Here is a 13,415-nt window from a genome sequence, read left to right on the forward strand (position 1 = left end):
TGTTATCGTTTTAATTCTTGGCGTAATTTTTCCATTAGCGCTTGTCCACCATCTGCCAACAATTCTTGTGCGGCATAGAAGCCCAATTTCTTCCACTCTTGAATAGGTACGGTCTTTTTAATTTCGAATTTTTCTTTTCCATCCAAAGACAATAAAACCCCTGTAAAATCGATAGTATCTTCCTTTTGATTGTAGGTTGCAATTGCTCCGATTGGCGCTGTACATCCTCCTTCTAAGGTACGCAAGAACTGGCGTTCAATATGCGTTGTCATTTCTGCTTCGTAATCGTTTAATTGGCGTAGGGCATCTAAAGCAAAAGAATCATCTGCCATCGCTACCACAACCATAGCTCCTTGTGCAGGTGCGGGAATCATCCAGTCTAAATTGACAAATCCCTTTGGTTTTTTCTTGATGCGATCTAATCCTGCAGAAGCAAAAATAGCGCCCTTCCAATCGGCATTATCTGCTAGTTTCTGCATTCTCGTATTGACATTTCCTCTTAAATCCACTAGGGTGTGTTTGGGAAAGCGGTTGAGCCATTGGGCTTTTCTACGCAAACTTCCCGTTGCCACGATGGCCTCTACTTCAGGATCTAAAAAGGTAGTATCTCCTTTGTGTAGTAAAATATCCACCGTATTGGCTCTTTGCAATACAGCGGCTTGTACAATACCTTGCGGTAAAGCCGTTGGTACATCTTTCATGGAGTGTACAGCAATGTCTACTTTTTTGTTGATCATCGCCACATCCAAGGTTTTGGTAAAAATACCCGTAATCCCCATCTCGTATAAAGGCTTGTCTAAAACCAAATCGCCTTCAGATTTTACAGGAACTAATTGCGTTTTATACCCTAAAGCTTGCAATGCCTTCTCCACTGTTGTTGCTTGCCACATCGCAAGCTCGCTATCGCGTGTACCGATACGAATAACTCTATCCATTTTGTCTTGAATCTAATTGAAATACTTTTTCTATCCACTCAATGCTCTCATCTACAACGGTTTCTTCTTGTCGTAAGTGATTCGCAAAGTGGGTGGTGATCTTCTGAATAATACGCATGGTAATTACTTCAGCTTGTTCACTATCAAAGTTCTCATATTTTTTTCGATGGTAGTCAATTTCTCCATCTTTTATTTGTTCTAATCGCGTTTTGAGTGCATGAATGGTCGGAGCAAATTTTCTCATTTTCGTCCAAGCGACAAATTCCGACATCACTTCGTCTATAATTTCTTCTGCTTGAGGAATAAACGCTTTGCGTCTTTCGATCGTTTTATCTGTCATTTTTGACAAGTCATCCATGTGAATTAATTCTACCATAGGATGAGACAAAACGGCGGGATCTACATTTTTGGGAATCGACAAATCCAAAATAGTCAATGGCTTGTCTAGTTGCAACATCGCTAAGTCAATGGTGGGTTGTTGCGCACCTGTTGCTACAACTAAAACATCTGCTTTACTGACTTCTTCTTGAAGATTGGCATAATCTTTTACGAGTAAATTAAACTTACCCGCCACTTCTACTGCCCTTTCTTTGGTACGATTAATGAGAACGATATGATCATTATGGGTATGTTTCACCAAATTTTCACAGGTATTTCGTCCAATTTTCCCCGTTCCGAATAACAAAATATTTTTGTCTGAAATATTCGCTACGTGATCCATAATATATTGAACGGCGGCAAAAGACACTGAAGTAGCACCTGAGCTTAATTCTGTTTCATTTTTAATGCGTTTACTCGCTTGAATCACAGCATTGACAAGGCGCTCAAAGTAATTAGTTGTTAGTCCTTCTTCTTTGGCTAATATAAAGCCATTTTTAATTTGACTAATAATCTCAAAATCGCCAAGAATTTGACTATCCAATCCTGTTCCTACGCGAAATAAGTGACGAATTGCCTCATTGTTTTTACACACATAGGCTACTCGTTGAAAATCGTCTACAGTTCCCTTACTATTATCGCATAATAATTTAATAAGTTCAAAAGGGTGTTGAGCAAAACCATAAATCTCCGTTCGATTACACGTAGAGATAACGATTAAACTTTCAATCCCTTCTTCTTTCGCTTGACGTAATAGATTTTCTTTGGCCGTTTCACTCAAACTAAACTTTCCTCTCATCTCGGCATCCGCTTTTTTATAGCTTAATCCTACTGCATAAAAAGTAGTTGATTTGACCTTATCTATTTTTTCCATACCTATTTCAATTTCAAAAGTAAGCAAATTTAGCGCTAATGATTCGATAAAAGTAACGCTAGAAGGACTATTAATAACGCTAAAAGAAAAAGAAAAACAATTAGCAATATTTCATTATAATACAGTACATTTGCAGGAATAGCAAGGGTTACAAAAGGCTTTATATAGAATCATTCTAAATAAAAAATACAACTTTTCGTTTTCTTGCATTTCAAAAAAATAACGCTATGAGTCCCATAGAAGAAATTAATATCGACCCGGAATTTTCTGTCTTTAAACTAGACAATAACAGTCCGCAGCCCCTGAATTTTCACAAAGAGATTGGCACGGACATCATCCAATTTTACTTTTGTTTAAGAGGATCAGGGCAGTTTATTTACAACCAAGGAGCCTATACGTTGGAGTTACCTGAAGAGAAATCGCTACTCCTTTACAATCCCCAAAAACAACTTCCTGTTCACCTCGAAGTAAAGAGTCAATCGGCGATTATTTGCCTGATGATTCCAATCAAAAAATTTCACTCCCTCTTTTCTTCTGAAGCGGAGTTTATCGGTTTTTTGACCGATGAGAACAAGGAAAAAAAGTACTATACCGAAGAAAAAATCACACCTGCGATTGCTATTGTGTTGACACAAATGCTCAATGCATCGATGCATCCATCAGTAAAAAACCTATTCTATAAAGGGAAGACCTACGAGTTATTAAGCCTTGTTTTCAACTACAATGAGGAACAAAACATCGATAATTGTCCGTTTTTATCCGATGAAGAAGATGTAATCAAGATTAAAAAAGCCAAAGACATTATGATTCAGCAAATGACCGAACCGCCAACATTGCAGGAATTAGCAGATCTCATTGGTCTAAATATCAAAAAATTAAAAATTGGTTTCAAACAAATTTATGGCGATTCTGTTTTTAGCTTTCTATTTGATTACAAGATGGATTACGCCCGAAAATTACTCGATGAAGGCAATTACAATGTCAATGAGGTGGGATTAAAAATTGGCTATAGCTCAGCGAGTCATTTTATTTCTGCCTTTAAAAAGAAGTACGGAATTACACCCAAAAAATATTTAATGTCAATTAATTCAAACAATCAATAATGAAAGGGATACTACTTGTAAATTTAGGTTCGCCAAAATCTCCAACCCCTGAGGATGTAAAACCTTATTTGGATGAATTTTTAATGGACAAAAGAGTCATTGATATGCCTTATTTACTTCGAGCATTCTTAGTAAAGGGAATCATTTTAAACACAAGGCCTAAGAAATCGGCGGAAGCCTATCAGAAAGTATGGTGGCCCGAAGGTTCACCACTTATTGTGATTTCTAAACGCCAGCAAAAAAAGTTACAGCAGAAAATAGACTTGCCTATTGCTCTAGCGATGCGCTACGGAGAACCTTCGATCAAAACAGGCTTACAAGAATTGAAAGACCAAGGGGTAACGGATGTATTTATGATCCCGTTATATCCTCAATTTGCCATGGCAACGACAGAAACGATCGACGTCTTAGCAGAACAATTGCGCAAAAAGTATTTTTCAGGGATGAAAATCACCAGTATGCCTGCTTTTTACAACAAGCAAGAGTACATTGATGCCTTGGCCGCGTCTATTCAAACGCATTTAGAGCAAAACGAATGGGATCATCTCTTATTTTCGTATCACGGTGTACCGGAGCGTCATATTTATAAATCGGACACAACGAAATCACACTGTAAAATTAACGGTTCGTGTTGTAATACTCCTTCTGTTGCCCATCAACATTGCTACAGACATCAATGTTTGGAAACGACCAAACAAGTGGTTGAAAAATTAAACATACCTGAAGGAAAATATACCAATACCTTTCAATCGCGATTGGGACCAGACAAATGGTTACAACCTCCAACAGACAAAACAGTAAATCAACTTGCAGAAAGTGGCGTTAAACACTTGGCTGTTGTTACACCTGCTTTTGTAGCCGATTGTTTGGAAACACTAGAGGAAATAGGCATGGAAGCGCATGATGAGTTCTTACACCACGGAGGCACATCTTTTAAAACCATCCCTTGTTTAAACGACAATGATACATTTATCGATGCCTTAGCCACTTGGATTACAGCTTGGCAACAAACTAATTAACGCGAAGCTATGGCCTATTTATATTTAAAAGCACTACACGTTATCTTTGTTGTCTGCTGGTTTGCAGGCTTATTCTACATTGTTCGCCTTTTCGTCTATTACGTAGAAGCGAATGAAAAACCACAACTGGAGCAAATTATTCTCAAAAAGCAATACCGCCTTATGACCAATCGCCTCTGGAACATCATTACATGGCCTGCTGCGATTCTAACGCTTGTTTTTGGAATCTCCCTTTTTGTGGTGAATCCCTATCTGCTACAACAGCCCTGGATGCACGTAAAGCTACTATTTGTGGTGCTTTTAATTGCGTATCACCTAAAGTGTCATCAGTTTGTTAAACAAATCAATCGCAATACTTTAACAAAAACGTCTTCGTTCTTTCGAGTTTGGAATGAAGGAGCAACAATTATTTTATTTTCTGTTGTTTTTTTAGTATTTTTAAAGAATGCTTTCAACTGGATATTTGGTGTAGTCGGATTAATTGCTTTGGCTATATTGTTAATGATAGGGATTAAGCTTTACAAACGAAGACGTCAACGCAATAAGAATGAATGAAAGACAAGTTTTTTTTAAAAAGTTTCTCCCTACAAAATAGAATATTTTTCTCTTTAATTTTTTTAAGTATCATATCTTCCATCTTGATATCTGCGGTTTCCGTTTATCAATTTAAGGAAGAAGCGCGTACTTACCATCAATATCGCTTGGAGCGAAAAGAAAGCTCCATCACAGAAAATATTAATTACATTTTAACCACAACACCTTACCCGTTAAACACAGCAAATCTTCCGCTCATATTTAAAGACAAAATACACGAGTTAGCAGCGATACACAATACAGAACTATATATACACGATCTCAACGGAAAATTACTACTGTCCTCTAAGGGGACTTTTTCCGTTGATAGCATTCAGTCCAATATACCGCTTATCATCTTAAAAACGATCCAATCTTCGCCACACAAGCGTTTTGTTGATGCTGAAGAAATAGATGACGTACGCATTCGAACCTCGTATCGTTATGTAAAAGATCAAAAATTCAAACCGCTAGGCATTATTAAAATCCCTTATGCTGAGGAGACTGAATTTTACGAAAACGAAGTACACAACTTCATGTCAAAATTCGCTCAGGTTTACATCATCATGTTGATCATGTCAATTGCCATTTCCTACTTTCTATCCAACTACATCACCCAAAGTTTAAACAAGCTAAGCGTAAAAATGACGCGTACGAAATTGGGTCAGAAAAACGAAAAGATAGAAGACATTTCGACCAGTAAAGAGATTTCCAACTTAATCAATGCATATAATGATATGGTAGAGAAATTAGATGAAACCTACCAGCAATTAGCGCAAAACGAACGCGAACAAGCTTGGCGAGAAATGGCAAAACAAGTCGCCCATGAGATTAAAAATCCACTTACACCCATGCGATTAACCGTTCAGAGCTTTGAACGAAAATTTGACCCTACTGATCCAGAGATCAGCAGTAAACTCAAAGACTATTCTGCTGTACTGATTGGGCAGATTGACACCATGTCATCCGTAGCCACGGCTTTCTCAAGTTTTGCGTCCATGCCCGCTCAGCAAAATGAGACCCTTAATGTCATTAAAACTATTCGCATTTCGCTGGACATCTTTACAGAAGATTTCATCTATTTTGAGCATGAAGAAGATGAAATTATTGCAGTAATTGATCAGACACAACTTATCCGTATTATTACTAACTTAGTAAAAAATGCAATTCAAGCGATTCCCGATAGCAACCCGAGTCCAATTGTTCTGGTTAAAGCGTATCAAGATGATGAAAACATTATTATTTCGGTCACCGATAATGGAACGGGAGTCTCTATTGCAGACAAGACGAGGATCTTCGAACCGAAATTTACTACCAAAACAAGTGGAATGGGACTTGGCCTGGGGATTATTAAAAATATTGTAGAAAATTATAAAGGAACCATTACCTTTGAAACAGAAGCTGGTAAGGGAACGACTTTTACCGTAACTTTACCACAGACCAAATAAAAATTTGAGAAATATGGAATATGAAAATATTTTAATTGAGACGGATGATCACATATCGGTCATCACGATTAACAGACCCACAAAATTAAATGCCTTAAACAAACCTACTATTGAGGAGTTACACCGTGCTTTAATTCAACTTGAAGAAGACAAAAGCGTTCGCGTTGTGATTATCACAGGAAGTGGAGAAAAAGCGTTTGTTGCAGGTGCTGATATTAAAGAATTTTCTAGCTTCAATGTAAGTGAAGGCTCACAATTAGCAGCCAAAGGGCAAGAGTTGTTATTTGATTACGCTCAAAACTACTCAAAACCAATTATTGCGGCAGTTAATGGATTTGCTTTAGGTGGCGGATTAGAATTGGCTATGTCTTGTCATTTTAGAGTTGCTTCTACGAATGCTAAAATGGGATTACCTGAAGTAACGTTAGGATTGATTCCAGGTTATGGAGGAACACAGCGTTTGCCCCAACTGATTGGCAAAGGACGTGCGATGGAATTAATTATGACGGCTGATATGATCTCTGCTGCAAAAGCATTGGAATATGGCTTAGTGAACCACGTAGTGGAACAAGCAGACTTATTGACCTTTACTAAGGGGATTGCACAAAAGATCTCAAACAATTCGATCACAGCGATTTCGAAAGCTATCAAATCAGTGAATGCCAACTTCAAAGACGGTACAAACGGATATCACGAAGAGATTAAACACTTCGGAGAGTGTTTTAACACCCAAGATTTTACAGAAGGTACTACTGCTTTCTTAGAAAAGAGAAAACCAAATTTTAAAGGATAAGAAAAAAAGGTTGGAAGTTAGCTTCCAACCTTTTTTATTTACACACAAGGTCATAAAAAAAGCTCCTTGAAATTCAAGGAGCTTTTTGTTGGCCTACTAGGACTCGAACCTAGAACGACTGAACCAAAATCAGCTGTGTTACCATTACACCATAGGCCAGTACCACGTTGCGTTCAAAAGTATTTTACTTCTGTAATGCGGAGGCAAAATTAGCAATATTTCTGTACTTACCAAAGATTTATGAAAGAATAATACTCCATCAGCTCCCACTCTCACTACAATCCATTAACAATCAACTAAAAACAAAATAAATTTTAACATATTTATTTTCACCAATTGAAAACTTTTATTGTTTTAAAAGCGGATTTTTTATTTTTAGTCTTTTCAAGCAAGCGAGCCTCTCTCCAGCAAAAAAAGAAAGTCAGCGCTCCTCTTGTAGGTTGCTCTTCGAAAAGCAGACCCCAATAAAACAAAAAAAAAGCTCCTTGATTAATCAAGGAGCTCTTGTTGGCCTACTAGGACTCGAACCTAGAACGACTGAACCAAAATCAGCTGTGTTACCATTACACCATAGGCCAGTACCACGTTGCGTTTCAAAAGTAGGAACTACTTCTGCATTGCGGAGGCAAAAGTAACACTTTTTTTATATTATCCAAAAACAAAATGCAAAATTATTTTTTTTTAATGTGGCATGTATCTAATAAAAAAAGTCTTTCTTTGTATATAATGATTAAAAATACCAAGAATATTCTTATATGTTAACATTCAACTACAAAAAGTGGAATATAATCGGGGGATGGCTATGCTTCCTCGTTGCATTAATCACTTACACTTTGACCGTAGAACCTACCGTTAGTTTCTGGGATCCAGGAGAGTACATTGCTACTTCGGCTAAACTTCAAGTTGGACACCCACCGGGGGCTCCTTTCTATCAAATGACAGGTGCTTTGTTCTCTCTATTTGCAGCTTCACCTCAACATATCGCCTTAGCAGTGAATATGGTAGCTGTATTTTCAAGTGCATTTACTATTCTTTTTATGTTTTGGTCGATGACCAACATCTTAAAGAAAATGGTGGTGAAAACTTCAGAATGGAATACATCCAATGCAATTGCCGTTTTAGGTAGTGCTGCAATTGGTTCACTAGCATTTAGTTTTACAGATAGTTTTTGGTTTAATGCCGTAGAATCAGAGGTATACGCCTCCGCTATGGTCCTGACCTCCCTCTTGCTCTATTTAGGATTGCGATGGGTGGATGACCTAGATCAACCTCGAGGAAATCGTTGGTTACTGCTCATTGGACTCGTTGCAGGATGTTCTTTTGGGGTTCACTTAATGGCCCTATTAACCATCCCTTCTATTTGTTTATTATACTATTTCAAAACATACGAAAAGGTTACCATTAAGAACTTTATCATCGGTAACATTGTTTCCGTTGCCGCTTTATTCTTCCTATTTGCCTTTTTCTTTCCTAAGCTTTTAGCTTTCTTCGGAAAAACAGAAATATTTGCCATTAATACGCTTGGGCTTCCTTTCAACAGCGGAACAATTCTTGCCTTTTTAATTTTAATTGGTGCTACTGTATTTGGACTGTACTATACTCGAAAGAAAGGACATGTAAAAATCAATACACTGATTTTGACGCTAGTATTTGTTTGCGTGGGATTAAGTGCGTGGTTAATGTTACCTATTCGCGCCAATGCCAACGTAACAATTAATGAAAATACACCTTCGGATGCTGCCGAATTATTGGCCTACTATCAACGTGAGCAATATGGAGATGAGAGTATTTACTATGACTCTTATTTTACGAAAGCCTACGTGGGTCTAGATGCAAACAATCCATTTAAAGATCAGCAACCCAACTACGAAAGAGATTATAAAACAGGAAAATACGTTGTAGTCAACGAATGGAAAAATGCGGGACAAAACTTTGATGAAAAACACAAAGGCTTTTTACCGCGTATGTGGAGTACAGATAAAAACCACCGCATAAACTATATGCGCTATTCAAAACCGTTGAACTTCAACATAGCTCAAGGCTATACCAATAGCGAAAAATTGGTATATCTCGATCGCGCAGTCAAACAAAAACTAGCCTCAGGAGAATTTGGCCTTGAAGAATTAGACAATTTCTTTAGCCAATATGGTCAAACATTAGATATTGAAGTACCTTCTTTTTCAGATAATATGTCGTTTATGTTTACCTATCAATTTGGGTATATGTACTGGAGATACTTGATGTGGAACTTCGTCGGTCGTCAAGATGACATTCAAGGTCAAGGGGATTTAGAACACGGAAACTGGTTGAGCGGTATTAACTTTTTAGATGAAATTCGCCTAGGTTCACAAGATAATCTTCCTACAGATGTACTAGAAAATAAAGGTCGAAACACGTATTTCTTCTTGCCTTTTATCTTGGGTATTGTTGGAATTGTGTTCAACTACCGCAAGGATCCTAAGATGTTTTGGGTTTTATTGGTGCTCTTCCTATTTACGAGTTTAGCATTAAAAGTATTCTTAAATGAGCGTCCATTTGAGCCGAGAGAACGCGATTACGCTGTTGTTCCCTCCTTCTATATTTTTGCTATGTGGCTAGGATTTGGTGTGTACTCAATCTATGAAGGACTGAGTAAATACCTCAACCCAAAATTGGCCAACGTCGTAGTATTATCGGTTTGTACCTTAGCGGCTCCTGTCCTATTGGCACAACAAAACTGGGACGATCACGATCGTTCGAATCGCTATACAGCTTTAGCTAATGCACGAGCTTATCTGGATTCCTGTGATCCAAATGCCATTATTTTCACCATTGGAGATAATGATACCTTCCCCTTGTGGTATCTTCAAGAAATTGAAGGTTATCGAACAGATGTACGCGTCGTGTGTACCAGCTTATTAACACAGGATTGGTATATCGATCAAATGAAGGCAAAAGCGTATGATTCTGAACCATTGCCAATTAAATTCACTCACGATCAATACGTAGGTAATAAACGCGATATTACTGTGATTAACTCGGTGTCAGAAGAACGATACAATTTATCGTTTTTATTAGATGTGGTGCGATTAGACGATCAGCGTACGAAAAAATTGACTGAAGCAGGAACAACCCTATACTTATTCCCAGCAAGCAAAGCATTTTTACCTGTTGATCGCAACATTATTGCCAAAAATAATATTGTATCACCTTACCTAATGGATCAAGTTGTTCCACAAGTAGAAATTGACATCACAGATCAAGCGATCTACAAACACCGTTTGATCATGTTGGATATCATTGCGAACAACAACTGGGAACGTCCAATTTATTTTTCAGGAGGTAGTTTCAACAATGACGACTTTGCTTGGATGAAAGATTACTTGCAATTACAAGGATTGATCTACAAGCTAGTTCCTATTAAATCAGCAGGACAAAATGCACACCCACTTGACTTGGGTATGATTGACGCTGATCGCATGTACAATACTGTAAAAACTTGGTATTGGGGTAATATGGGTAGTGACAAGATTTATCACGATCCACAAACACGCAGAAATTCACTAAACTACCGCGTTAATTTAAGCCGTCTGGCAGAGCAATTAATTGAGGAGGGTAAAAACGATAAAGCGAAAGAAATTCTTGATATTGCGATGATCAATATGCCTATTCAATACTTTGGTTACTATCAAATGGTTATCCCATTTGTCGAGTGCTATTACAAAATAGGAGAAACAGAACTGGCACAAAAATATGCGAAAGAGCTAGCACAAAAATCAAATGAAAAATTGTTCTACTATAAGAACCTTTCGCTTGAAGAGCAAAACTACAATGCGTATGAAATTCTTTCAGAATTAAATATTTGGAGACATTTAGTTGAAATTGTTGACACGGAAGACAAACAAGCTGCTTTTGTCGATCCATATAAAAATGATTTTAATACCTACTTCACTCACTTCAACTACTTGTTCAAAAGATACCAAGGAGAAGAAGACGGAGAGTCTGTAGAATAAAAAATAGCTTAGCGCAACAAAACAGCCTTTATTGTACAATAAAGGCTGTTTTTGTTATAGGTCTATTACTGATATAAGGTTGAAAACAATTCGAAGGTATGCCATTGATTTTTTAGTAACTTTGTCACTCAAAAGGAAAAACACAATATGATTGAAAATAAAAATCAAAGCAAAACAGATTTAGAGCAATTGGGTGAATTTGGTTTAATCCAACATTTAACGAAAGACTTCTCTATTACACGACCTTCTACGTTAAAAGGAATTGGAGACGATGCAGCTGTCCTTGACTTTGCTGATGATCAACTGGTTGTTTCAACTGATTTACTCATTGAGGGCGTACATTTTGATTTGGCTTATGCTCCCTTAAAACACTTAGGTTACAAAGCTATTGTTGTCAATCTTTCTGATATCTGTGCAATGAACGCTACCCCTACTCAGGTAACTGTTTCAATTGCCGTTTCCAATCGCTTTCCCTTAGAGGCTTTAGAAGAACTATACGAAGGTATTGCACTAGCTTGTACTTATTATAAAGTAGATCTAATTGGCGGAGATACAACCTCTTCTCAAAAGGGATTAATTATTAGTGTAACCGCAATAGGCCAAGCCAAAACGGAAGAACTGGTGTATAGAGATCAAGCACAAGACAATGATCTATTAGTGCTCACAGGAGATATCGGAAGCGCCTATATGGGATTACAAGTACTGGAACGAGAAAAACAAGTGTATTTGGTGAATCCGAATAACCAACCCGACTTATCGCTCTACGACTATATCATCGAAAGACAATTAAAACCTGAAGCACGTACAGATATCAAACAACTCTTAACGGAACTTGATGTCAAACCAACGAGTATGATTGACGTATCTGATGGTCTTTCTTCTGAGATTATGCACTTGTGTACACAATCTAAAGTAGGATGTAACCTATTTGAAGACAAGCTCCCTTTAGATCCCCAGTTCATCAATACTTGTGAAGAATTCAATATAGATTCAACGACAATTGCCATCAATGGTGGAGAAGATTATGAACTGCTTTTCACTATTAAAATGGAAGATTACGACAAGATCAAAGGAAATCCAAACTTAACAGTTATCGGACATATGACACAAGCAAGTGAGGGAGTTCACCTCATCACACGCGATAATACTAAAATTCCAATCAAAGCAAAAGGATGGAATGCATTACAATAAAGTAAAAAAACTGGCCTTTAGCCAGTTTTTTTTGCTCAACCTTCATCTTCATATTCCATTAATAAACTTGATTTGTATAAATAATTAACTTTTATTTACGAATATTTGATAAAATATTTTAAATTTGAGTTAAAACACATCGTTATGGATACAAATCAGCAAAAAGAACATCAAGAACCTCATCTAGAGCCAACGCCGATTCAACAAGAGGAAATAGTTGCACCACCTGTCCATACAGGCTATCAGAATTTTCCACCACCAGTACACCCCCCTGTTGAGAAAAACAATATCGGATTAACGGGATTCATCTTATCTATTGTTGCGATTGTAATTTCGTTAGTACCCGTAGTCGGTTGGTTGTGTTGGTTGTTGGGATTAATTTTATCAATCGTTGGAGTATTTAAAAAACCTCGAGGATTCGCGATTGCAGGTATCGTAATTTCCTTCATTGGATTTATCATTATGTTTCTGATTCTGGGTATTTTAGGTACTGCCATCGCAGTAGCAGCTGCATCAGAAATGTAGATTCAAGGACAATATACTGAAAAGCAAGACATTAGATCTTGCTTTTTTTATGCCTAAGCATTATTAGATTTTTATTAGAATTGGTGAACTAGTTATTTTGAATACAAACAAATTACTACCTTGCGCACTCCTGAATGGAAAAGATTACTTAATTTTGTATCAACTAATAACCTCAAACTAAGCGTCGTGAAAAGAAAACTAGCAGTATTTTTTATGCTTGCGTTTTTGATTTCAACAACTGAATTTGGTCAGCTGTTGAAATTTCCTTTGCTTATAGAGCATTATGTTGAACACAAAGGGGCAAATCCTAATTTGAGTATTTGGGGATTTTTACAAATCCACTACGACAACAACCACAAAGAAGATGGAGATCCTACAGACGAGAAGCTGCCTTTTGTTTCTCATGCGCCCATTATTCATTTGGTTGCCACTACTCCCCCCACGATTTTAAAAATCGATAAAATTAAAATTCCTGCAAATAACCCAAAAGTAGCGCGTATACACGACGCTGTCTTTGAGAGTAGTTTTTTATCTTCCATCTGGCAACCGCCTAAATTTTGTTAATACATATTGAACTTTTTACA

11 protein-coding genes and 2 tRNA genes are annotated in these 13,415 nt (G+C 37.2%); 9 read left to right on the forward strand and 4 right to left on the reverse strand.

The genetic code is table 11. The annotated features are described in order from the left end of the window. Positions 1-2: 2 nt before the first annotated feature. Both hemC and hemA read right to left on the reverse strand, forming a co-directional pair. Positions 3-935 (reverse strand): hydroxymethylbilane synthase, encoded by a 933-nt coding sequence (gene hemC / locus ACPDHL_RS07520; protein WP_430532162.1) that lies wholly within the window; start codon positions 933-935, stop codon positions 3-5. After that, positions 928-2,187, reverse strand: a complete 1,260-nt coding sequence (gene hemA / locus ACPDHL_RS07525; protein WP_430532163.1) for a glutamyl-tRNA reductase — start codon at positions 2,185-2,187, stop codon at positions 928-930. The genes hemC and hemA overlap by 8 nt, the downstream gene beginning before the upstream one ends. Before the next feature lie 227 nt (positions 2,188-2,414). Between hemA and ACPDHL_RS07530 the strand changes: the two genes are divergently transcribed. From ACPDHL_RS07530 to ACPDHL_RS07550, 5 genes are read left to right on the forward strand one after another with little or no spacing between them, the layout of a single operon-like run. Then, the gene (locus tag ACPDHL_RS07530) at positions 2,415-3,290 is read left to right on the forward strand and encodes a helix-turn-helix transcriptional regulator (protein ID WP_430532164.1); all 876 of its coding nucleotides are present in this window, start codon (positions 2,415-2,417) and stop codon (positions 3,288-3,290) included. Continuing rightward, entirely contained in the window at positions 3,290-4,309 is a 1,020-nt protein-coding gene (gene hemH, locus ACPDHL_RS07535; RefSeq protein ID WP_430532165.1) for a ferrochelatase, read from the forward strand. Before ACPDHL_RS07530 ends, hemH begins: the two co-directional genes overlap by 1 nt. 9 nt (positions 4,310-4,318) lie before the next feature. Next, positions 4,319-4,864 (forward strand): CopD family protein, encoded by a 546-nt coding sequence (locus tag ACPDHL_RS07540; protein WP_430532166.1) that lies wholly within the window; start codon positions 4,319-4,321, stop codon positions 4,862-4,864. Next, complete coding sequence (locus tag ACPDHL_RS07545; protein ID WP_430532167.1) at positions 4,861-6,330, forward strand: sensor histidine kinase; 1,470 nt, start codon at positions 4,861-4,863, stop codon at positions 6,328-6,330. The genes ACPDHL_RS07540 and ACPDHL_RS07545 overlap by 4 nt, the downstream gene beginning before the upstream one ends. Before the next feature lie 13 nt (positions 6,331-6,343). Beyond that, positions 6,344-7,123: an enoyl-CoA hydratase/isomerase family protein gene (locus ACPDHL_RS07550; RefSeq protein WP_430532168.1), complete on the forward strand. Its 780-nt coding sequence runs from the start codon at positions 6,344-6,346 to the stop codon at positions 7,121-7,123. Between the two features lie 88 nt (positions 7,124-7,211). On the opposite strand, the gene ACPDHL_RS07555 is transcribed toward ACPDHL_RS07550, so the two are convergent. Together ACPDHL_RS07555 and ACPDHL_RS07560 are read right to left on the reverse strand one after the other, a co-directional pair. After that, a tRNA-Gln gene (locus tag ACPDHL_RS07555) sits at positions 7,212-7,282 on the reverse strand. Between the two features lie 348 nt (positions 7,283-7,630). Then, positions 7,631-7,701 (reverse strand) — tRNA-Gln (locus ACPDHL_RS07560). Positions 7,702-7,878: 177 nt separating this feature from the next. Here ACPDHL_RS07560 and ACPDHL_RS07565 point away from each other — a divergent pair. The 4 genes from ACPDHL_RS07565 to ACPDHL_RS07580 all read left to right on the forward strand — a co-directional run bounded on the left by ACPDHL_RS07565 (position 7,879) and on the right by ACPDHL_RS07580 (position 13,395). After that, positions 7,879-11,115: a glycosyltransferase family 117 protein gene (locus ACPDHL_RS07565; protein WP_430532169.1), complete on the forward strand. Its 3,237-nt coding sequence runs from the start codon at positions 7,879-7,881 to the stop codon at positions 11,113-11,115. 147 nt (positions 11,116-11,262) lie between these two features. Further along, positions 11,263-12,306 (forward strand): thiamine-phosphate kinase, encoded by a 1,044-nt coding sequence (thiL, locus tag ACPDHL_RS07570; protein WP_430532170.1) that lies wholly within the window; start codon positions 11,263-11,265, stop codon positions 12,304-12,306. A 144-nt stretch (positions 12,307-12,450) separates the two neighbouring features. Then, positions 12,451-12,831 (forward strand): hypothetical protein, encoded by a 381-nt coding sequence (locus tag ACPDHL_RS07575; RefSeq protein WP_430532171.1) that lies wholly within the window; start codon positions 12,451-12,453, stop codon positions 12,829-12,831. 186 nt (positions 12,832-13,017) lie between these two features. Beyond that, a complete protein-coding gene (locus ACPDHL_RS07580; protein ID WP_430532172.1) occupies positions 13,018-13,395 on the forward strand; it encodes a hypothetical protein in 378 nt (125 codons plus the stop codon). The last annotated feature ends 20 nt before the right edge of the window (positions 13,396-13,415 follow it).

This window comes from Myroides sp. C15-4 (assembly GCF_050522745.1).
Classification (GTDB): Bacteria; Bacteroidota; Bacteroidia; order Flavobacteriales; family Flavobacteriaceae; genus Flavobacterium.